Annotated in this window: 19 protein-coding genes and 1 pseudogene; 15 read left to right on the forward strand and 5 right to left on the reverse strand. The window is 55.5% G+C overall.

The annotated features are described in order from the left end of the window. Positions 1 to 177 precede the first annotated feature (177 nt). The 4 genes from AC2FAK_RS05195 to AC2FAK_RS05210 all read left to right on the forward strand — a co-directional run bounded on the left by AC2FAK_RS05195 (position 178) and on the right by AC2FAK_RS05210 (position 4,275). A complete protein-coding gene (locus tag AC2FAK_RS05195) occupies positions 178 to 1,503 on the forward strand; it encodes a PTS sugar transporter subunit IIC (protein ID WP_013098563.1) in 1,326 nt (441 codons plus the stop codon). 7 nt (positions 1,504 to 1,510) lie between these two features. Then, positions 1,511 to 2,938, forward strand: a complete 1,428-nt coding sequence (locus AC2FAK_RS05200) for a glycoside hydrolase family 1 protein (protein WP_094084733.1) — start codon at positions 1,511 to 1,513, stop codon at positions 2,936 to 2,938. 90 nt (positions 2,939 to 3,028) lie between these two features. Then, positions 3,029 to 3,802 carry a GntR family transcriptional regulator gene (locus AC2FAK_RS05205; protein WP_013098561.1) on the forward strand — a complete coding sequence of 258 codons (774 nt, stop codon included), beginning with the start codon at positions 3,029 to 3,031 and terminating at the stop codon, positions 3,800 to 3,802. Then, positions 3,799 to 4,275: a GNAT family N-acetyltransferase gene (locus AC2FAK_RS05210; RefSeq protein WP_040021659.1), complete on the forward strand. Its 477-nt coding sequence runs from the start codon at positions 3,799 to 3,801 to the stop codon at positions 4,273 to 4,275. Before AC2FAK_RS05205 ends, AC2FAK_RS05210 begins: the two co-directional genes overlap by 4 nt. Here AC2FAK_RS05210 and galR read toward each other — a convergent pair. Continuing rightward, positions 4,236 to 5,252, reverse strand: coding sequence for an HTH-type transcriptional regulator GalR (gene galR, locus AC2FAK_RS05215; protein WP_013098559.1), 1,017 nt, complete (start codon positions 5,250 to 5,252; stop codon positions 4,236 to 4,238). The genes AC2FAK_RS05210 and galR overlap by 40 nt on opposite strands. Positions 5,253 to 5,674: 422 nt before the next feature. On the opposite strand from galR, the gene aas reads away from it, so the two are divergent. Together aas and lplT are read left to right on the forward strand one after the other, a co-directional pair. Continuing rightward, positions 5,675 to 7,834 carry a bifunctional acyl-ACP--phospholipid O-acyltransferase/long-chain-fatty-acid--ACP ligase gene (aas, locus tag AC2FAK_RS05220; protein WP_038420521.1) on the forward strand — a complete coding sequence of 720 codons (2,160 nt, stop codon included), beginning with the start codon at positions 5,675 to 5,677 and terminating at the stop codon, positions 7,832 to 7,834. After that, complete coding sequence (gene lplT, locus AC2FAK_RS05225; protein ID WP_038983856.1) at positions 7,827 to 9,020, forward strand: lysophospholipid transporter LplT; 1,194 nt, start codon at positions 7,827 to 7,829, stop codon at positions 9,018 to 9,020. Before aas ends, lplT begins: the two co-directional genes overlap by 8 nt. A 90-nt stretch (positions 9,021 to 9,110) precedes the next feature. On the opposite strand, the gene AC2FAK_RS05230 is transcribed toward lplT, so the two are convergent. From AC2FAK_RS05230 to AC2FAK_RS05245, 4 genes and pseudogenes are all read right to left on the reverse strand, one after another. Continuing rightward, on the reverse strand, positions 9,111 to 10,151 hold the full coding sequence (locus AC2FAK_RS05230) for an NADP(H)-dependent aldo-keto reductase (protein ID WP_095454967.1): 1,041 nt from the start codon (positions 10,149 to 10,151) through the stop codon (positions 9,111 to 9,113). 132 nt (positions 10,152 to 10,283) lie between these two features. Continuing rightward, complete coding sequence (locus AC2FAK_RS05235) at positions 10,284 to 10,502, reverse strand: YgdI/YgdR family lipoprotein (RefSeq protein WP_013098555.1); 219 nt, start codon at positions 10,500 to 10,502, stop codon at positions 10,284 to 10,286. A 128-nt stretch (positions 10,503 to 10,630) separates the two neighbouring features. Then, the gene (gene mutH, locus AC2FAK_RS05240) at positions 10,631 to 11,323 is read right to left on the reverse strand and encodes a DNA mismatch repair endonuclease MutH (protein WP_095454968.1); all 693 of its coding nucleotides are present in this window, start codon (positions 11,321 to 11,323) and stop codon (positions 10,631 to 10,633) included. A gap of 154 nt (positions 11,324 to 11,477) precedes the next feature. Then, a pseudogene (locus AC2FAK_RS05245) lies at positions 11,478 to 11,564 on the reverse strand (hypothetical protein); the annotation flags it as partial. A 442-nt stretch (positions 11,565 to 12,006) separates the two neighbouring features. Between AC2FAK_RS05245 and rppH the strand changes: the two are divergent. From rppH to recC, 9 genes are all read left to right on the forward strand, one after another. Continuing rightward, a complete protein-coding gene (gene rppH / locus AC2FAK_RS05250; RefSeq protein WP_013098553.1) occupies positions 12,007 to 12,537 on the forward strand; it encodes an RNA pyrophosphohydrolase in 531 nt (176 codons plus the stop codon). A gap of 12 nt (positions 12,538 to 12,549) precedes the next feature. After that, entirely contained in the window at positions 12,550 to 14,796 is a 2,247-nt protein-coding gene (gene ptsP / locus AC2FAK_RS05255) for a phosphoenolpyruvate--protein phosphotransferase (RefSeq protein WP_095454969.1), read from the forward strand. 245 nt (positions 14,797 to 15,041) lie between these two features. Beyond that, positions 15,042 to 15,917, forward strand: a complete 876-nt coding sequence (lgt, locus tag AC2FAK_RS05260) for a prolipoprotein diacylglyceryl transferase (RefSeq protein WP_014833123.1) — start codon at positions 15,042 to 15,044, stop codon at positions 15,915 to 15,917. A gap of 6 nt (positions 15,918 to 15,923) precedes the next feature. Next, positions 15,924 to 16,718 carry a thymidylate synthase gene (gene thyA / locus AC2FAK_RS05265; protein ID WP_013098550.1) on the forward strand — a complete coding sequence of 265 codons (795 nt, stop codon included), beginning with the start codon at positions 15,924 to 15,926 and terminating at the stop codon, positions 16,716 to 16,718. Positions 16,719 to 16,902: 184 nt separating this feature from the next. Continuing rightward, a complete protein-coding gene (locus AC2FAK_RS05270) occupies positions 16,903 to 17,367 on the forward strand; it encodes a prepilin peptidase-dependent protein (protein ID WP_023620429.1) in 465 nt (154 codons plus the stop codon). Beyond that, a complete protein-coding gene (locus AC2FAK_RS05275; RefSeq protein WP_095454970.1) occupies positions 17,358 to 17,921 on the forward strand; it encodes a prepilin peptidase-dependent protein in 564 nt (187 codons plus the stop codon). The genes AC2FAK_RS05270 and AC2FAK_RS05275 overlap by 10 nt, the downstream gene beginning before the upstream one ends. Beyond that, on the forward strand, positions 17,918 to 18,319 hold the full coding sequence (locus AC2FAK_RS05280) for a DUF2509 family protein (RefSeq protein WP_095454971.1): 402 nt from the start codon (positions 17,918 to 17,920) through the stop codon (positions 18,317 to 18,319). Before AC2FAK_RS05275 ends, AC2FAK_RS05280 begins: the two co-directional genes overlap by 4 nt. After that, positions 18,304 to 18,627 carry a prepilin-type N-terminal cleavage/methylation domain-containing protein gene (locus tag AC2FAK_RS05285; protein ID WP_095454972.1) on the forward strand — a complete coding sequence of 108 codons (324 nt, stop codon included), beginning with the start codon at positions 18,304 to 18,306 and terminating at the stop codon, positions 18,625 to 18,627. The genes AC2FAK_RS05280 and AC2FAK_RS05285 overlap by 16 nt, the downstream gene beginning before the upstream one ends. Before the next feature lie 12 nt (positions 18,628 to 18,639). Beyond that, positions 18,640 to 22,014, forward strand: a complete 3,375-nt coding sequence (recC, locus tag AC2FAK_RS05290; protein WP_095454973.1) for an exodeoxyribonuclease V subunit gamma — start codon at positions 18,640 to 18,642, stop codon at positions 22,012 to 22,014. Positions 22,015 to 22,085 lie beyond the last annotated feature (71 nt).

The following is a 22,085-nucleotide window of genomic DNA, read 5'->3' on the forward strand; positions in this document are numbered from 1 at the left end:
AAGAAATTGCTGCAATTGGTATACCAAATTGGTCATAAATCACGATCTAGAATACCGCTGGTGGTGTTGAGAGCTTAATCACAGAACCATTACCCTCATAAAGCTATTTTTGGTATGCCAATAGTATCCGGCTGTACACCTTATTCAATAAAAGCCCTTTTACTGAGGTAATACCCTATGGCATTGCAGGAAAAACTGATCGACGCTCTGGGCAGTTTCGCCACTAAATTCAACAGTTATCGCTATATCATGGCGATCAAGTCAGCCTTCATTACATTAATGCCGGTCATCATCGTTGGGGCGTTCTCTGTGCTGATCTCCAATATGGTGCTGGATCCGAAAAACGGCCTGGCGAGCTTCTCGTCGCTGTCGTTCCTCGCCGCGCTAAAGCCGATCACCAGCGCGCTGAATTACGCCACGCTGAACTTCCTCAACATTGGCGCGGTATTCCTGATTGGCATTGAGCTGGGGCGCATCAACGGTATCAAATCCCTTTTCCCGGGGTTGCTGGCGGTGATCTGCTTTATTTGCGTGACGCCCACCACCGTGGAGATGCTGGTGGATGGCGAAATGCACGTGGTGAAAGATGTGCTGCTGCGCCAGTTCTCAGATACCCGCAGCCTGTTCCTCGGCATGTTTATCGCCATTCTGTCCGTTGAAATCTACTGCTGGCTGGAGAACCGCCCGGGGCTGAAGATCCGAATGCCGGACACCGTGCCGCCTAACGTGGCCGCGTCGTTCTCCGCGCTGATCCCGGCGATTATTACCACCACTGCCATTGCCACGCTGGGGTTTGTGTTTCATCAGATCACCGGGATGTATCTCTACGACGCGGTGTATCAGGTGGTGCAACAGCCGCTGGAGCGGGTGGTGCAAAGTCTGCCTGGGATCCTGCTGCTGATGTTCGTTGCACAGCTTTTCTGGGTGATTGGTATCCACGGCAACCAGATGATCAAGCCGATCCGCGAGCCGCTGCTGCTGGGGGCGATCACCGTCAACATGAGTGCGTTTGAGCAGGGTAAAGAGGTGCCGAACATCATCACCATGCCGTTCTGGGATGTATATATGAGCATCGGCGGTTCGGGCCTGACTATCGGCCTGCTGATCGCGGTGATGATTGCCACCAAACGCAAAGAGATGAAAGAGATCGCCAAGCTTTCCATTGGCCCGGGGATTTTTAATATCAACGAGCCGGTGATCTTCGGTATGCCAATCATGCTTAACCCGATCCTCGCCATTCCCTTCATTATCACTCCACTGGTGACGGGCTCCATCGGCTACTTCGCCACCGTGACCGGATTTGCCGGTAAAGCGGTGGTGATGGTGCCGTGGACGACGCCGCCGCTGATCAACGCCTGGCTCTCTACGGCAGGTTCGATGGGGGCGGTGATCACCCAGCTCATCTGCATTGTGACGGCGGTGATTATCTATCTGCCGTTTGTGAAAATCGCTTCACGCCGCGCAGAGCAGGCCGCGCTGCAGCAGGCCACTGACAACCCGTGAGGATGCGATGAGCACAAAACAGATAGCCATACCGCAGGATTTTATTCTCGGCGCGGCCGCATCGGCCTGGCAGACCGAAGGCTGGAGCGGTAAAAAGCCGGGGCAGGATTCATGGATCGATCTCTGGTACAAGAATGACCGTCACGTCTGGCACAACGGCTATGGCCCGGCGGTGGCGACCGATTTTATCAACCGTTTTCGCGAGGATGTGGCCCTGATGAAGCAGGCGGGGCTAACGCACTACCGCACCTCGATCAACTGGTCACGCTTTTTAACCGACTACGAAAACGCGACGGTGGATGAAGAGTACGCTGCCTACTACGACGCGCTGTTCGATGAGATGCACCGTCAGGGCATTGAGCCGATGATCTGCCTCGAACATTACGAACTGCCGGGCGTGCTGCTGGATACCTACGGCGGCTGGGCGTCAAAGCATGTGGTTGAGCTGTTTGTCCGCTATGCGGAAAAGGTCTTTGCTCGCTACCACGGTAAAGTGACCCGCTGGTTTACCTTCAACGAGCCGATTGTCGTCCAGACCCGCGTCTATCTGGACGCGCTGCGTTGGCCGTATGAGCAGAACACCGGCACGTGGATGCAGTGGAATCACCATAAGGTGCTGGCGACGGCAAAGGTGGTGAAGCTGTTTCGCGAGAAAGGCCATCGCGGTTCTGTGGGCTGTATTCTCAACCCGGAGGTGACCTATCCCCGTTCCCGCGCACCGCATGACCTGCGGGCCGCTGAGATGTACGATCTGTTCTACAACCGTCTCTTCCTCGACCCCCTGGTGCACGGGCGCTATCCCGCAGAGCTTTTTACCCTGCTGGAGCAGCATCAGGTTGAGTGGGAGTACACCGCGGACGAGCTGGCGCTGATTGCGGATAACACCGTCGACGAACTGGGGATTAACCTCTACTACCCGCACCGTGTGAAGGCACCTTCCCGCGCCTGGCACCCGGACACGCCATTCCACCCGGCATACTACTACGAGCCGTTTGAACTGCCGGGGCGGCGCATGAACCGCTCCCGCGGCTGGGAGATCTACCCGCGCATTATTTACGACATGGCGATGCGGATTAAAAAAGACTATCGCAATATCGACTGGTTCGTGGCGGAAAGCGGAATGGGAGTGGAAAACGAAGCGCAATTTCGCAATCGCGATGGGATTATCGACGACACTTACCGCATCGATTTCATCAGCGAGCACCTCTACTACACGCTGCTGGCGCGGGAGGAGGGGGCGAACTGCCATGGCTATATGCTGTGGGCATTTACCGACAACGTCTCGCCGATGAACGCGTTTAAAAACCGCTACGGGTTGATTGAGATCGATCTGGATAACCAGCGTGCCAGACGTGCAAAAAAATCAGCCTCCTGGTTCCGGCAGCTACGCGATACGCGGAGGCTCACGCTTCAGGTTGATGATGAATGGAAGTAGGCGAAAAGCATGCCGGTTCTGGTAAAATAGCGCACAAACTGGCCGGGAGGACGCCCGGTCTGCGCATTAACTGAAAAAACAGGTGAAAACGTGGATAAGGCTGTCATCCTGCCGGAAAAAAAACAGTACCAGGAAATTGGCGAGGATTTACGGGCGCAGATTATCCAGGGGCACTATCCCGTTGGTTCGCGTCTTCCTCCTGAGCGCAATATTGCCGAGAAGTACGGCGTAAGCCGCACCATCGTGCGTGAGGCCTTACTGATGCTGGAGTTGCAGGGCACGGTGGATATACGCCAGGGCTCCGGTGTTTATGTGATGCGCATCCCCGAAGAGCATGAAAACGAAGAAGAGCGTTTTCTCAATAGCGACGTGGGGCCGTTTGAGATTTTACAGGCCCGTCAGCTCCTCGAAAGCAATATTGCCGCGTTTGCCGCCAAAATGGCGACCCGTGCAGACATCGACAATCTGCGCCGTATTATCGAGCAGGAGCAACGCGCGATTGCCGCCGACGATAATAGTCAGGACAACAATAAGATGTTCCATCTGGTCCTGGCGGGCGCGACGCAAAATCAGATGCTGCTGGCGACGGTGGAGAGTATCTGGCATCACATGGACAGCAGTCCGCTTTGGCAGCAGTTTAATGGCCACATCGCCAGCCGCGCGTACCGCCTGAAATGGCTGGGTGACCGGCAAACCATCCTGGCCGCGCTGCGCCGCCGTGACGTCATGGGCGCCTGGCAGGCAATGTTCCAGCATCTGGAAAACGTGAAAAAAAGCTTACTTGAACTCTCAGACGAAGACGCGCCGGACTTTGACGGCTATCTCTTTGAATCTGTGCCTATTTTCCAGGGTAAGCTGGTATGACTATTCTGCCGCTGTACGCCGCACCGCAGTATGCGGAGCAGGTGACCGACTGGATCTGGCAGGCCTTTGGCGACGGCCTGCCCCGGGCGTTTTTCCACAGTATTGTTGAGCACAGCCAGACGCCGGGCGCATTACCGCTGACTTTTATTGCCCTGGAGAACGAACAGCTTGTGGGCACCGTGGGGCTCTGGCGCTGCGATCTGATCACCCGACAGGATCTTTGCCCCTGGCTGGCAGCCCTGTATGTGGATGATGCGGCGCGAGGCAAGGGGCTGGCGGGGCTGCTGCAAAAGCATGTTATCCACTATGCCGCACAGGCCGGGTATGACACGTTGCATCTCTGGTCTGCCTGCCGTGACTTCTACGAACGTTACGGCTGGCAGTATATCGGCGATGCGCTGGAGTACCCGGATAAAACGGTACATCTCTATCGCTATTCGTCCGGGGCTTCGGCGGGTGCCCCAACAGAGTGACGGCGCACTAACGTTGGACTAAACAGGTGGGTGATTTCCGGTGGCTGACGCTGCTCGGCAAGTGCTAACGCCAGCTCGGCGGCCTGCGTGGCCATTGTGATAATCGGGTAGCGGACGGTGGTCAGTCGAGGGCGTACGTAGCGGGAGACCAGCACATCATCGAAGCCAATGAGGGAAATTTCTCCCGGCACCTCAATCCCGTTGTCATTTAACACCCCCATTGCACCGGCTGCCATTGAGTCGTTATAGCTGGCGACAGCGGTGAAGTTCCTTCCACGTCCTAACAGCTCGGTCATCGCCTGTTCGCCGCCGCTTTCGTCGGGTTCACCGTAGGCCACCAGCCGGTCATTGCACGGCAGGCCGTTTTCACGCAGGGCATCGTAATACCCCTGCAGGCGATCTTCAGCGTCGGAAATCGGGTGGTTTGAGCAGAGATAACCAATGCGGGTGTGACCCTGTTGAATCAGATGGCGGGTGGCAAGCCAGGCACCGTAGCGGTCGTCGAGCGCCACGCAGCGTTTCTCAAACCCGGGAATAATCCGGTTGATGATCACCATGCCGGGGATCTGCTTCATCAGATGAATGAGTTCGGCGTCGGGGATCATTTTGGCATGGACAACCAGCGCCGCGCAGCGGTGGCGGATCAGTTGCTCGATAGCCTGGCGTTCTTTTTGTTCATTATGATAGCCATTGCCGATCAGCAAAAAATTCCCGGTCTGATAAGAAACCTGCTCAACCGCTTTCACCATGGCGCCGAAAAAGGGGTCAGAGACATCACCCACAACCAGTCCAATGGTTTCGGTTGACTGTTGAGCGAGCGCACGGGCGTTAGCATTAGGATGGTAGTTCAGAGATTCCATGGCGTTTTGCACCGCCTGGCGTGATGCGTCACTGGCTTTTGGGGAGTCGTTGATCACGCGCGACACGGTCGCGACGGAAACACCTGCCAGACGGGCCACATCCTTTATTGTCGCCATTCATTACCTTCTTAGTGGGGGTAAGCGTTTACACGCCAATAAGTGTTGCGGAAAAGCGCCGTGCATTCAAGGGGGACGCACTTTCCCTCTCCACAAACGTGACGCAGCACAACCCCGGCGGTGTAATCGTTACACGGCCAGACATGTCGGAATAATGTCAATCTGAACCTTTAGTTACACTTTGCCTCAGGCTGTTGCGATTGTCCGATAGCGGGAAAGAAGACGACATTGATAAAGTTGAGATCCCAGAGGTATTGATTGGTGAGATTTCTTAGTACGGTTTCGTACTCATCTCTTGCACCAACCTGCGCGGATGCGCAGGTTTTTTTTCGCCTCTATTTTTGCTGTCGCTCCTGTACCACTTCTCGTGTAATCTGCCACCATTTACTAACCCTTCACACTGGCTGGCAAAGGGAGTTGAGATGCTTTTTGGGTTCTTTCGCACACTGTTCCGTATCCTCTTTCGCGTCCGTTTAACGGGCGATGCAACGGCGCTCCGCGGCGAGCGCGTGCTTATCACACCAAACCATGTTTCCTTTATCGACGGCATCCTGCTGGCGCTGTTTCTGCCTGTGCGCCCGGTGTTTGCGGTCTATACCTCTATTAGTCAGCAGTGGTACATGCGCTGGCTCACCCCGCTGATTGATTTTGTGCCGCTCGACCCGACAAAACCGATGATGATTAAACATCTGGTACGTCTGGTTGAGCAGGGACGTCCGGTGGTGATTTTCCCGGAAGGGCGGATCTCGGTCACCGGCTCGCTGATGAAAATCTACGACGGGGCAGGGTTTGTGGCGGCGAAGTCAAAAGCGACCGTTGTGCCACTGCGTATTGAAGGGGCGGAGCTCACCCATTTCAGTCGTCTGAAAGGGTTAGTGAAGCAGCGCCTGTTCCCGAAAATTACCCTGCATATTCTGCCGCCAACCTCATTACCGATGCCCGACGCGCCGCGTGCGCGTGACCGCCGTAAAATCGCCGGTGAAATGCTGCACCAGATCATGATGGAAGCGCGGATGGCCGTCCGCCCGCGCGAAACGCTCTATGAATCTCTGCTGTCGGCGCAGTACCGCTATGGCGCGAAGAAAAACTGCATTGAAGACATTAACTTCACTCCGGACACCTATCGCAAGCTGCTGACCAAAACCCTGTTCGTGGGACGTATACTTGAGAAATATAGCCAGAAAGGCGAGAAGATTGGCCTGATGCTGCCTAACGCCGGGATCAGCGCGGCGGTGATTTTTGGCGCAGTTTCCCGGGGCCGTATCCCGGCGATGATGAACTACACGGCGGGCGTAAAAGGGCTGACCAGCGCCATCACCGCGGCTCAAATCAATACCGTTTTCACCTCGCGCCAGTTCCTCGATAAAGGCAAGCTGTGGCACCTGCCGGAGCAGCTGACGCAGGTACGCTGGGTCTTCCTGGAAGATCTGAAAGCGGATGTGACGACGGGTGACAAGCTGTGGATTTTCGCTCATCTGCTGATGCCGCGTCTGGCCCAGGTCAAACAGCAGCCGGAAGATGACGCCATTATCCTCTTTACCTCTGGCTCAGAGGGAAACCCGAAAGGTGTGGTTCACAGTCACAAGAGCATTCTGGCAAACGTGGAGCAGATTAAAAGTATTGCTGACTTTACCGCCAATGACCGGTTCATGTCGGCGCTGCCGCTGTTCCACTCCTTTGGCCTGACGGTGGGGCTTTTTACCCCGCTGTTGACCGGTGCCGAAGTGTTCCTTTACCCAAGCCCGCTCCATTATCGCATTGTGCCGGAGCTGGTGTATGACCGTAACTGCACCGTGCTGTTTGGCACCTCAACCTTCCTCGGTAATTACGCGCGCTTTGCCAATCCGTATGACTTTTACCGCGTGCGCTATGTGGTGGCCGGGGCGGAAAAACTGCAGGAGAGCACGCGCCAGATTTGGCAGGACAAGTTTGGTCTGCGCATTCTTGAAGGCTATGGCGTTACCGAATGCGCGCCGGTGGTCTCGATCAACGTGCCGATGGCGGCGAAGCCGGGGACGGTGGGCCGTATTTTGCCGGGAATGGATGCGCGTCTGCTGGCGGTACCAGGCATTGAGGACGGTGGCCGTCTGCAACTTAAGGGGCCAAACGTGATGAACGGTTATCTGCGCGTGGAAAATCCGGGCGTGCTGGAAGTGCCGACGGCGGAAAACGTCAATGGCGAGAGTGAGACGGGCTGGTATGACACCGGAGATATTGTCCGTTTCGATGAACAGGGCTTCGTGCAGATCCAGGGCCGGGCTAAACGCTTCGCCAAAATTGCGGGTGAGATGGTCTCGCTGGAGATGGTTGAGCAACTGGCGACAGCGGTATCCGCTGACAAGCTGCATGCTACGGTTGTGAAGAGCGATGCCAGCAAAGGCGAAGCGCTGGTGTTGTTCACCACCGACAGCGAACTGAAACGCGACCGGTTGCTACAGCATGCGCGTGAACATGGCATTCCTGAGCTGGCGGTACCGCGCGATATTCGTTACCTGAAGCAGCTTCCGGTGCTGGGCAGCGGGAAGCCTGATTTCGTGACCCTGAAGGGCATGGTTGACGAGGCGGAACAGCAAAATGCGTGAGTCAGTACACACTAACACTTCCCTCTGGTCGAAGGGCATGATGGCGGTCATTGCCGCCCAGTTTCTCTCTGCCTTCGGTGACAATGCGTTACTGTTTGCCACCCTGGCATTGCTGAAGGCCGAGTTTTATCCGGACTGGAGCCAGCCCATCCTGCAGATGGTGTTTGTGGGTGCTTACATTATTTTCGCTCCGTTTGTCGGACAGGTGGCGGACAGCTTCCCGAAAGGCCGGGTGATGATGTTTGCGAACGGCCTGAAACTGCTGGGTGCCGCCAGTATTTGTTTTGGTATCAACCCGTTTATCGGCTACACGCTGGTGGGCATTGGCGCAGCGGCGTACTCCCCGGCGAAGTATGGCATCCTGGGGGAACTCACGACCGGCGATAAGCTGGTGAAAGCCAACGGGCTGATGGAGTCCTCTACCATTGCGGCGATCCTGCTCGGCTCTGTCGCAGGGGGCGTGCTGGCGGACTGGCATGTGCTGGCGGCGTTGAGCGTGTGTGCAGTGGTGTATGGCGGGGCGGTGGTAGCCAACCTGTTTATTCCAAAACTGCCGGTGGCTCGCCCGGGGCAATCCTGGCGCTTTACGCCTATGACAGGCAGTTTCTTCAACGCCTGCCGCGTACTGTGGCGTAACGGTGAGACGCGCTTCTCCCTGATGGGCACCAGCATGTTCTGGGGCGCAGGCGTCACGCTGCGTTTTCTGCTGGTGCTGTGGGTGCCGGTGGCGCTGGGGATTACTGACAATGCGACACCGACTTATCTTAACGCAATGGTGGCGATTGGGATTGTCGTTGGGGCTGGCGCGGCGGCGAAGCTGGTGACGCTTGAGACCGTTGCGCGCTGCATGCCTGCGGGGATCCTGATTGGCGTGGTGGTGCTTATCTTCTCGCTGCAACACGCCTTGCTACCCGCCTACGCGCTGCTTGTCCTGATTGGTATTCTGGGGGGCTTTTTCGTTGTGCCGCTCAATGCGCTGTTGCAGGAGCGCGGCAAGCAGACCGTTGGCGCAGGGAATGCCATTGCGGTGCAAAACCTCGGTGAAAACCTGGCGATGCTGTTAATGCTGGGGCTCTATTCGCTGGCCGTTAAAGTCGGTGTGCCGGTGGTGGGGATTGGCGTAGGATTCGGCGCGCTGTTTGCGCTGGCGATTGCCGGATTATGGCTCTGGCAGCGTCGCCGTTGATAAGTGCGGCCTGACGCCCTCACCACAGCCCTCTCCCACGGGAGAGGGGGCAAACCCTAAAAACGGCAACCAGGTTGCCGTTTGCTTTTATCACGGTGCCGGATAGGTGTATACCTGATGCACCGCTTCAATCTCTGCTAATACCTCTTCACTCAGAATCAGATGGAAACTCTCGATATTCGTTTTCAGCTGTTCCATGGTCGTTGCGCCCAGCAGAGTGCAGGCAACAAACGGCTGACGACGCACGAAGGCCAGAGCCATCTGAGCCGGATCAAGACCGTGACGTTTCGCGATATCCACATAGGCCGCCACGGCTTTTTGTGTCTGCTCACCGCTGTAGCGGGTAAAGCGGCTGAACAAGGTGTTACGTGCTCCGGCAGGTTTCGCGCCGTTAAGGTATTTCCCTGTCAACGTACCAAAGCCCAGACATGAATAGGCGAGCAATTCCACCTCTTCGTATTGCGTCACTTCGGCCAGACCCACTTCATAGCTGCGGTTGAGCAGGCTGTATGGGTTCTGGATGGTGACGATGCGGGGCAGGTCATGTTTGTCCGCCAGGTGCAGATAGCGCATCACGCCAAAGGCCGTTTCGTTAGAGACACCGATGTAGCGGATTTTTCCCGCTCGCTGGCATTCGGCCAGGGCTTCCAGCGTTTCCAGTAGCGTAACGGCCGGGGCGCTCTCATTCCACCTATAGCCCAGCTTTCCAAAGCAGTTGGTGGGGCGCTGCGGCCAGTGAACCTGATAGAGATCGAGATAGTCGGTTTGCAGGCGCTTCAGGCTGGCATCCAGCGCGGCGCGGATATTTTTGCGATCGAGGATCTGGTTTGGACGGATCCCGGCATCGTTGTTGCGTGCGGGGCCGCTGACTTTTGACGCAACAACCAGCTTTTCGCGATTCCCGCGTTTGGCGAGCCAGTTGCCGACGTAGGTTTCGGTAAGCCCCTGCGTTTCCGGACGAGGCGGTACAGGGTACATCTCTGCAACATCAATCAGGTTAATGCCCTGGCTGACGGCATAATCGAGTTGTGCATGGGCATCGGCTTCGCTGTTTTGTTCACCAAATGTCATCGTGCCCAACCCCAGTTGGCTTATTTCCAGAGCGCTGTGGGGGATACGGTGATAATGCATAGCCGGCTTCCTTCATTAGAAATACAGACCACGTCAGGAACCTCCCGACAAAGGAATATAAACATGGCAGAGGGGAAGCAAAAGGGGAAGAAAAAAATCAAAAAGGCCAGCAAGCCACTGACCTTTATTTGTTTATCGCTCGATAATCTGCGAAACTTCGTCGCGATTGATCTGCATTTTATTACCCTGCTGGTCATGGTAGCTGACCAGGCCGGTATCATCGTCGACTTCAGGTTTACCGTCGGTCAGGATCATCCGGCCATCTTTCGTCGCCATAACGTAATCGCTGCTACAGCCCGATACCGCAAACGCTAAACCCACTGCTGAAATCAACACTGCCCATTTTTTCATCGTTATCGTCCTCACCTGGCTCGTATCAAATCATAGTGTAGTATTAACCTGATATATCGAAAGGAGAAAGGGGGAAAATCTTAAATCCCCGTCGATTATGTTTGATAGTTCGCAAAATGAGTAAAAAACTATGTTTTCAGTAAGAAATGGCGAGCCAGCAGCGCACCTGTGAAGTTCTTTTTGAGATAAAAGCCGCGCGGCAACGTGAGTATCGGTTCACCCTTGGCGCCAATAGCCTCGGTGAGGGCTTTGCTGTTGGCCGCTTTCGGACGCAACTGTAAAACTTCTCCGTGTCGGGCCGTGATGCGCTCTACCTGCCCAAGGACGATCATATCCATCAGCTCTTCCCAGTCCAGCCTTAGCTGTCGCTCTTCATCTTCATCGGGACTCCAGAGCAGCGGCGCGCCTACCCGGCGTTCAGCCAGCGGGATCTGGCGTTCACCCTCTACCGGAACCCAGAGCACGCGCTTGAGTTTATGGCGTACATGGCTGGTTTCCCACGTCACGCCGGTATTCCCGGTTAACGGCGCCACGCAGACAAAGGTGGTTTCAAGGGGCTTTCCCAGACGGTCTATGGGAATGGTTTTTAGCTCAACACCCAGAGCCGCAAAATCCTGCTCGGGTTTACTTCCCGCACTTGCCCCCAGCCACTGTTCAAGCAACATGCCGATCCAGCCCTTATCCCGTTTCAGATCCTTTGGGATCGGCAACCCTGCCATCGCTGCCAGTTCGCCAAGCGAAAAGCCCGCCAGACGCTGGGCCTGCCCAAGCAGCTGGGCTTCGCTTGTTGGCGGAGAAAGCATGGGTGAAAGCGCAAGCATGACGGCAACCTTTTGATTAAAAAATAAACTAAGAAACTATCCCCTGTGGATAGAGTTTAACTTTTTCTGTACGAATATGCCATGTGCATGATTTTTAGGTTTTTTTAGTTATGCGCGACCGTCCTTTCAGAAGTGAAAAACGGGTTGTTCAATTCTGGTCACTGACAATAAACAGGATCTTACACCATGTTATCCACAGAAAAGTGGGATAACTGGGAATAACCCTGACTACTGTTTCAATTTACAGCCTTGACGTGCGACGAAAATCGAATTTTCACACAAATTGTGCCTAACTTATTGGCACAATCTGTGGATAAAACCGACGCTGTTCGATCTTTCATCAGCATAACGATCATAGGTGTGATGATCGTCACGTAATTCCTTCCTGGGGCGCTAAAAACAGAGCTAATTAAATGAATATTATAGGAATGTTTTCAGCGGGTGACACGGTGTAGCGAAGGGCTCTTCAGGTTGTTCATCGGTAATTCCACACTTCTTCACAACTATATCCACAGAAAAGGTGAATAAAATTGCCCTTGTTGCCGCTTATCTGTTTATAACTCTGCGCATATTTGTGAGTTATTCAAATGTTATTAGGTTGCAGGCCTGTAAGAGAGTGGTTTACCGCCTCCCTGTAGTGTGAAACAATCATTCATATATCAGATTTAGTTTGGGGTAGTCCGGTGATTGATGACGATGGCTACCGCCCGAACGTAGGAATAGTAATTTGTAATCGTCAGGGCCAGGTGATGTGGGCCCGGCGATATGGTCAGCACTCCTGGCAGTTTCCGCAAGGCGGGATCAACCCAGGGGAGTCCCCAGAACAAGCGATGTACCGGGAGCTGTTTGAAGAGGTCGGTTTAAGCCGAAAAGATGTTCGCATCCTGGCTTCGACCCGCAACTGGTTGCGTTACAAGTTACCGAAACGTTTGGTGCGTTGGGACACAAAGCCGGTTTGTATCGGCCAGAAACAGAAGTGGTTTCTGTTGCAATTGGTGGGCAACGATTCAGATATCAATATGCAAACCAGCAGTACGCCGGAGTTTGATGGCTGGCGCTGGGTGAGTTACTGGTATCCTGTTCGTCAGGTCGTGTCATTTAAACGCGATGTTTACCGTAGGGTGATGAAAGAGTTCGCAAGTGTTGTCATGCAGCTTCAGGAGATCCCGCCTAAGCCGCAGAGCGCACCTGCCTGGCGACGTAAAAGAGGTTAAGCTACGCAAATCATGCTCACCCGCTTGCGAGAAATAGTCGAGAAAGTGGCCAGTGCGCCTCGTCTGAACGAGGCGCTGAATATTCTGGTAACTGACATCTGTCTTGCGATGGAAACTGAAGTCTGTTCGGTGTATTTGGCCGATCATGACCGACGTTGCTACTACCTGATGGCGACCCGTGGTTTAAAAAAACCACGTGGTCGTACCGTTACGCTCGCCTTTGATGAAGGTATCGTAGGCCTGGTGGGGCGATTGGCTGAACCCATCAACCTTGCCGACGCGCAAAAGCACCCCAGCTTTAAATACATTCCCTCCGTAAAAGAAGAGCGTTTCCGCGCCTTCCTGGGCGTACCGATCATCCAGCGTCGTCAACTGCTTGGCGTACTGGTCGTTCAGCAGCGCGAACTGCGTCAGTATGACGAAAGCGAAGAGTCTTTCCTCGTGACGCTAGCCACGCAGATGGCTGCGATCCTCTCTCAGTCTCAGCTTGCCGCCCTGTTTGGGCAGTACCGTCACACGCGTATTCGTGCGCTGCCGGCCTCGCCTGGCGTGGCGATTGCTGAAGGCTGGATGGACGCCACCCTGCCGCTGATGGAACAGGTGTACGAAGCCTCAACGCTGGATGAAGCGCTTGAGCGCGAGCGCCTCACCGCGGCGCTGGAAGAGGCGGCTAACGAATTTCGGCGTTACAGCAAACGCTTTGCCGCCGGGGCGCAAAAAGAGACGGCGGCCATTTTTGACCTCTATTCGCACCTGCTCTCCGATGCACGTCTGCGCCGTGAGCTTTTTGCCGAGGTTGATAAAGGTGCCGTAGCGGAATGGGCCGTTAAAAAGGTCATCGAAAAATTTGCGGAGCAATTTGCCGCACTGACAGACGGTTACCTGAAAGAGCGTGCGGGAGATTTACGTACACTCGGTCAGCGTCTGCTGTTCCACCTTGATGACACGATCCAGGGGCCGAATGCCTGGCCAAAACGCTTTGTGCTGGTTGCCGATGAATTGTCCGCGACCACGCTGGCGGAGCTGCCGCAGGACAGGCTGGCAGGTGTAGTGGTGCGCGATGGCGCAGCTAACTCCCATGCGGCTATTATGGTTCGTGCCCTGGGTATCCCCACCGTTATGGGGGCCGATATTCAGCCCTCGGTGCTGCACCGACGCACGCTGGTGGTGGATGGCTATCGCGGTGAGCTCCTGGTCGATCCTGAGCCGGTCCTGCTCCAGGAATACCAGCGCCTTATCAGTGAAGAGAATGAATTAAGCAAGCTGGCGGAAGATGACGTCGACCTGCCTGCACAGCTTAAAAGCGGCGAGCGCATCAAAGTTATGCTCAACGCAGGGTTAAGCCCCGAGCATGAAGAGAAGCTCGGTAGCCGCATTGATGGCATCGGTTTATATCGCACCGAAATCCCGTTTATGCTGCAAAGCGGCTTCCCCTCCGAAGAGGAGCAGGTCGCGCAGTATCAGGGCATGTTGCAGATGTTTAACGATAAACCGGTCACACTGCGTACCCTGGATGTTGGGGCGGATAAACAGCTGCCGTATATGCCAATCAGTGAAGAAAACCCGTGCCTGGGCTGGCGCGGGATCCGCATTACGCTCGATCAGCCTGAGATCTTCCTGATCCAGGTGCGCGCCATGTTGCGCGCGAATGCGGCGACCGGGAACCTCAGCATTTTATTGCCTATGGTCACCAGCATCGATGAGATCGACGAAGCACGACGGTTGATCGAACGTGCAGGCCGCGAAGTTGAAGAGATGATCGGCTATGCGATCCCCAAACCGCGGATCGGGGTGATGCTCGAAGTGCCTTCCATGGTCTTTATGCTGCCGCAGCTGGCAAACCGGGTCGATTTCATCTCTGTCGGGACCAACGATCTGACGCAGTATATTCTGGCCGTCGATCGTAACAACACGCGTGTCGCCAGTATCTATGACAGCCTGCATCCGGCCATCATTCGGGCGTTAGCGATGATTGCCCGCGAAGCGGAACAGTACGGTATCGATTTGCGTTTGTGTGGTGAAATGGCCGGAGATTCAATGTGCGTTGCGATCCTCATTGGCCTGGGGTACCGACATCTGTCGATGAACGGTCGCGCTGTCGCACGTGTGAAGTACCTGCTACGCCATATCGACATCGGAGATGCCCGTGAGCTGGCCGAGCGCAGTCTTGAAGCGCAGCTGGCAACGGAGGTTCGTCATCAGGTCGCCGCATTTATGGAACGACGTGGCATGGGCGGTCTGATCCGCGGTGGCCGCTGAAGCCTTTATCTCTCTCCCAGGAGAAGAGGGAGCCGTTCGTGCGCACTTTTTCTGTGGGGATCCCTCAGCCCCGTGGGAGAGGGCAACAACCCGCACCATCCTCTATACACATCTTTTACATCTCTGACGCATCCTCTGCCTCTGCCTTATGCTATGATTCGCAACTTTGGAGCCTCTGCTGACTGCCGGGGCGCATCTCTGCCGCTGTCCACTTTCAGCGGAATAACAACATCTTGTGGTGACAGATGAACAGTGGTTATCTGCATTTTCCGGAATTTGATCCGGTCATTTTCTCAGTAGGACCTGTTTCGCTTCACTGGTACGGTCTGATGTACCTGGTGGGCTTCATTTTTGCGATGTGGCTTGCCGGCCGTCGCGCCAGTCGTCCTGGCAGCGGCTGGACCAAAAACGAAGTCGAAAACCTGCTTTATGCGGGCTTCCTTGGTGTGTTCCTGGGTGGCCGTATTGGTTATGTCCTGTTTTATAACCTCCCGGTGTTCCTCAACGATCCGCTCTATCTGTTCCGCGTCTGGGATGGCGGCATGTCCTTCCACGGCGGCCTGATTGGTGTGATCCTGGTGATGGTGATTTTTGCCAAACGCACCAAACGCAATTTCTTCCAGGTATCAGATTTTATCGCGCCACTGATCCCGTTTGGTCTGGGGGCTGGCCGTCTGGGCAACTTCATCAACGGCGAACTGTGGGGACGTGTCGACCCGAGCGTTTCCTTTACCATGCTGTTCCCGGGCTCGCGTGCGGAAGACATGGCGCTGCTGCCGTCGCATCCAGAGTGGCAATCCATTTTCGATACGTACGGCGTTCTGCCGCGCCATATGTCCCAGCTCTATGAGCTGGCGCTGGAAGGCGTGGTGCTGTTTATCATCCTGAATTTGTTTATCCGCAAACCGCGCCCGATGGGGGCTGTCTCCGGCCTGTTCCTGATTGGCTACGGTGCGTTCCGTATCATCGTTGAGTTCTTCCGCCAGCCGGATGCGCAGTTCACCGGCGAGTGGGTACAGTACATCAGCATGGGGCAGATCCTCTCCATTCCGATGATCGTAGCGGGTGCCATTATGATGATTTGGGCGTATCGTCGTCGTCCACAGCAACAACTTTCCTGAGGAACCATGAAACAGTATCTTGAATTGATGAAAAAAGTGCTCGACGAGGGCACGCCGAAAAATGACCGTACCGGAACCGGCACGCTCTCCATTTTTGGCCACCAGATGCGCTTCAACCTGCAAGAAGGCTTCCCCCTGGTGACGACAAAGCGCTGCCACCTGCGCTCGATCATTCATGAACTGCTCTGGTTCCTGCAAGGCGATACCAACGTTGCCTATCTGCACGAAAACAATGTCTCTATCTGGGACGAATGGGCAGATGAAAACGGCAATCTGGGCCCGGTGTACGGCAAGCAGTGGCGTGCGTGGCCAACGCCTGATGGCCGCCATATTGACCAGATCACCACCGTGATGAACCAGCTGAAAAACGACCCGGACTCGCGCCGTATTATCGTTTCTGCCTGGAACGTGGGTGAGCTGGATAAAATGGCGCTGGCACCGTGCCATGCGTTCTTCCAGTTCTATGTGGCTGATGGCAAACTCTCCTGCCAGCTTTACCAGCGCTCTTGCGATGTCTTCCTCGGCCTGCCCTTTAACATCGCCAGCTATGCGCTGTTAGTACATATGATGGCCCAGCAGTGCGATCTGGAAGTGGGCGATTTTGTCTGGACCGGTGGGGATACGCACCTGTACAGCAACCACATGGAACAGACGCATCTCCAGCTGACCCGTGAGCCGCGTGCACTGCCGAAGCTGATTATCAAACGTAAACCGGAATCGATCTTCGATTACCGCTTTGACGACTTCGAGATTGAGGGATACGACCCGCATCCGGGCATCAAAGCGCCTGTCGCAATCTGATACAGCAAATCGTTACATAACCGGCGCATTTACGCGCCGGTTTTTTTTCGTCTGTACTCTGTTCCCCGAGGCGTTATCCAGTCGGCGTGCAACGCGTTGCAACGGATAACATTCTCTGGATAACGCCTCGTAAAACCCCGAATTGCGGCTCGTCATGTTCACGGCGTTTCGCCACACTCCCGGCATGAAAAAAGAGCACGGCTTTACGCTTATCGAAACTCTGGTTGCCATTTCGCTGGTTATTATCCTCAGCGCGACAGGGCTCGCCGGCTGGGACAACTGGCAACAGCGGCAGAGGTTGTGGCAGGTCGCCTGTCAGGTCCGCGACTATCTGGTGTTTCTGCGAAACGATGCCAATCGTCACAACCGTGACCACCTGATCACGCTTCAGCAGGACGACAGAGGCGCCTGTTTGATGAGCTCTGCAGTGCAGGGCTGTGAGAACAATAGCCCGTATGTGCTCAGACCGTTGTGGCCTGACGTCGTGCTAAGGGAGGTTACGCCTTCATTAGGATTCTATGGATTAAGGGACACGGCGTGGGCAGGGCGGATACGCGTACAGAGCAGGGCAGGAGAATGGATGATTGTCGTCTCAAACGGAGGGCGTATCAGGATGTGCACTGTTACAGGGGAAAATGCATGCCGATGAACCAGCACGGCTTCTCACTTACAGAGGTGCTGGTTGCAATGGCGATCAGCAGCATTCTGTTACTCAGCACGTCGCGTTTTTTACCGGAGCTGCAACGGGCAGTTTTGCTGCAATCCAGGGCGCAGGAGCGTGAAGAAGAGATCTGGCAACGCCTGGTCGCGATTGGCAAGCAGTTACAACGCGCGGGATATTGCGCGGGTAATTGTCAGGGGCAGAGCCTGACCATCGGCAGGGAGGGAAGCTGTGTGATTGTCCGGTGGGATGCAAACAGTAACGGCACCTGGGACACCTCAGCATCGGATAACGAAAGTACGGGGTTTCGTCTGGAATCAGGCGCGCTGGAAACCCTGCGTGGCGCGACGGGGTGTGAAGGAAAAGGATGGGAGAAGCTTACCGACCCGGCCCGGCTTATGATCAACACATTTGTGGTACGTAAACATGAGCACCCGGGATTTGCGCCCGCGTTATATCTCGAGCTGACCGCCAGCGGGGTGAATGATAAGCACGCTGCCCCTTACCAGGTTCGCTATGGCGTTACGGGGTTTAACTTGTGAACCGCCAGAATGGGATTGCCTCACTGACGCTGGTTCTGCTGTTACTGGTGTTAGGCACACTGATCCTGACCGGCCTTAACCAGCAACTCATAACATTTACCATGCTGGTTGGCGACGAGAGCCGCGCCATCCAGCAGCAGGCAGCCACGCAGTCTGCGCTGGAGTGGGGGCGCGTTCAGCGCTGGTCGTTGCAGCCTGATGTACAGTGCAAACAGAGACAAACGCAACGTGTATGTTTGCGTGTACTGAATGAGTCGCAGGTGTTACTCATCGCTGGAGATGGAGATCTGTTGCTCTGGCGTGGCGGGGAGATTGTCAACGGGCACATACGCTTTTTACCTCATGGCTGGAGTGATTTTTGCCCGCTAAAGGAGCGTGCGTTATGTCGGTTGCCGTGAAGAATGAAAAGGGGTTCAGCATGGTCGAAGTGTTGCTGGCGATGATGCTGCTGGTGGCGATCGTAACGGCACTGTCCGGCTATCACCGGGCGCTGGCTTCCCGCTTTGCCCTGTTTAGCCAGTATCGTCAGCTCTGGCACATCACTTGGACGCAGTCGCAGATGGATGCTGGTGCGCTGCCAGCAGGCTGGCAGATAAACCGGATGCAGACAACGCAGTCTGGATGTGTCAGCATCACGGTTACACTTATTTCTCCTCTGGGTCGACGCGGTGAGATGACGCGTCTGCATTGCCCGGTTAGCCAGTAGTCGGGAGCGTCTATGTTAAGGGTCTACCACTCAAATCGTCTGGATGTGCTGGAAGCGCTGATGGAATTTATCGTTGAGCGCGAGCGGCTCGACGATCCGTTTGAGCCTGAAATGGTGCTGGTGCAGAGCACCGGTATGGCACAATGGCTGCAGATGTCGCTTTCCCGTAAATTTGGCATCGCGGCGAATATCGATTTTCCGCTTCCCGCGAGCTTTATCTGGGAGATGTTTGTCCGCGTGTTGCCTGACATCCCGGAGCAGAGCGCGTTTAACAAACAGAGCATGAGCTGGAAGCTGATGGCGCTTTTGCCAGATATGCTCACGCATGATGAGTTTGCCATGCTGCGCCACTACCTGCATGACGATACCGACAAACGCAAGCTGTTCCAGCTGGCATCACGTACCGCGGATCTCTATGACCAGTATTTAGTGTATCGTCCGGAATGGCTGACTCGCTGGGAGGCGGGTGAGCTGGTGGAAGGTCTGCCGGAGGCGCAGGTCTGGCAGGCGCCGCTGTGGAAAGCGCTGGTGGAGCATACCGAAAAGCTGGGTCAACCCAAGTGGCACCGTGCGAACCTCTACCAACGGTTCATCTCCATACTGGAAAATAGCACTGACCGACCGGCCCGGCTGCCCTCCCGCGTATTTATCTGCGGTATTTCCGCCTTGCCACCCGTCTATCTGGATGCGCTTAAAGCGCTCGGAAAACACACCGACATCCATATTCTCTTTACTAACCCCTGCCGCCATTACTGGGGCGACATTCAGGATGACCGGTGGCTTTCGCGGCTTGTGACGCGCCAGCGGAGACGTCTCTTTGAAGAACGCACGGTACCCTTGTTTAAAGACAGTGCCTCTGCCGCGCAGCTTTTTGATGAGCAGGGCATTCAGAACCTGCCAAACCCGCTGCTTGCCTCTTGGGGCAAGCTGGGCCGGGACTACATTCATATGCTCTCTGATATCACCTCGTCAGGCGAAGGCGACGTGGATGCGTTTGTTGAAATCACGCCGGACAGCCTGCTGCACAATATCCAGTCCGATATTCTGGATCTGGAAAATCGCGCGGTGATGGGCGTGACGGCAGAAGAATTTGAACGCAGCGACACGAAGCGGAGACTGGATCCCGACGATCGCAGTATCACGGTGCATGTTTGCCACAGTGCGCAGCGTGAAGTCGAAGTCCTGCACGATCAGTTGCTCGCCATGCTGCAGGACGATCCTGACCTGACACCGCGTGATATCGTGGTGATGGTGGCAGATATCGACAGCTACAGCCCCTTTATTCAGGCCGTTTTCGGCAGTGCGACGGGAGAGCGCTACCTGCCTTATGCCATCTCTGACCGTCGGGCTCGCCAGTCTCACCCGGCCTTGCAGGCATTCGTTACCCTGCTGTCACTGCCCGACAGCCGCTTCATTTCCGAAGATGTCCTGGCATTGCTCGATGTCCCCGTGCTGGCCGCTCGTTTTAACATTAACGAAGAGGGGTTGCGCTACCTTCGTCAGTGGGTAAACGAGTCTGGCGTACGTTGGGGGATCGATGACGACAACGTACAGGAGTTTGAGCTTCCCCCTACCGGGCAGCACACCTGGCAGTTTGGTCTGACGCGTATGCTGCTGGGGTATGCCATGGAAAGCAGCCAGGGCGAGTGGAACGAGGTCCTGCCTTATGATGAGTCCAGCGGGCTCATCGCGGAGCTGGTTGGGCATTTAGCCTCACTGCTGATGCAGCTTAACCGCTGGCGACGTGCGCTAATGCAGCCGCGTCCGCTGGAGGAGTGGCTGCCGGTTTGCCGGGAACTGCTCAATGATTTCTTCCTGCCGGACAGTGACACGGAAGCCGCAATGGCGCTGATTGAAACACAGTGGCAGGCGATAGTCGATGAGGGGGTGAACGCCCACTATAACGAAGCGATCCCGCTTTCGCTTCTGCGGGACGAATTGACCCTGCGCCTCGATCAGGAGCGTATCAGCCAGCGCTTCCTTGCCGGGCCGATCAATATCTGCACGCTGATGCCCATGCGTTCCATTCCCTTCAAAGTGGTGTGTCTGCTTGGTATGAATGACGGTGTTTATCCGCGAGCCCTGCCGCCGCTGGGCTTTGATCTCATGAGCCCGGCACCGAAGCGGGGCGACCGTAGCCGTCGTGATGATGACCGCTACCTCTTCCTTGAGGCGCTTATTTCCGCGCAGAACAAGCTTTACATCAGTTATATCGGTCGGTCGATTCAGGACAACAGCGAGCGTTTTCCCTCTGTTCTGGTGCAGGAACTGGTGGACTATATCGGACAGAGCCACTACCTGCCGGGGGATGAAGAACGTAACTGCGATGAGAGCGACCAGCGGGTGAAAGCGCATATCACCTGTTGTCACAGCCGTATGCCGTTTGACCCGATGAACTACGTCGCCAGCGAATTGCAGAGCTATGCCCAGGAGTGGCTGCCCGCGGCGAAAAAAGAGGGGAAGGCGCACAGTGATTTCATTCAGGAGCTCGACGCGCGGCCCATTGAAACCCTGACCTTCGAACAGCTGCAGCGTTTTTGGGCGCATCCGGTACGCGCCTTCTTCCAGCAGCGATTGCAGGTAAATTTCCGCTCGGAAGAGAGCGAAATTCCTGACGCAGAACCGTTTACGCTGGAAGGGCTGGAACGTTATCAGTTAAACCTCCAGCTGCTGAATGCGCTGGTGGAGCAGGAAGATGCTGACAAACTGTTCCGCCGCTATCGCGCTGCGGGGCAATTACCGTATGGTGCGTTTGGGGAGATCGTCTGGGAGGCGCAGTGCACAGAGATGAAGGCGCTTGCCGAGCGTGTTATCGAATGCCGACAGCCGGGAACAAGCCTCGAAATCGACCTCAACTGCAACGGTATCCAGCTGACGGGCTGGCTGACGCAGGTTCAACCGGACGGGCTGCTGCGCTGGCGGCCTTCCATGCTGAGCGTTTCACAGGGTTTGCAACTCTGGCTCGAACATCTTGTCTACAGTGCTGGCGGTAACCAGGGTGAAAGCCGGATGTTTGTACGCAAGGAGGGCGAGTGGCGTTTCCCGCCAATGGAGCCGGAGCAGGCGTTACATTACTTGTCCTTGTACATTGAAGGTTACCGTCAGGGGATGAACAAGCCGCTGCTGCTGCTGCCTGAAAGTGGCGGGGCGTGGATAAAAGCCTGTTATGACGCGCAGAATGATGCGATGTTAACGGATGACGCTTCACTGCAGAAAGCGCGGAGTAAATTTGTTCAGGCCTGGGAAGGTAACATGATGGTCCGTGGTGAAGGCGATGATGTCTGGTATCAACGGTTATGGCGAACGCTTGAGCCAGAATACTTTGAGACCATCACGGAAGAGGCACAACGTTACCTGTTACCGTTGTTCAAATTTAATCAGTCCTGAGTGCTGTATAAAAATTGCGCAGTAATGGGTGTTCATTTATGATGCACCTGCTATCACGGACTGATGTACAG

The organism is Enterobacter cloacae complex sp. 394F7, from assembly GCF_057320385.1.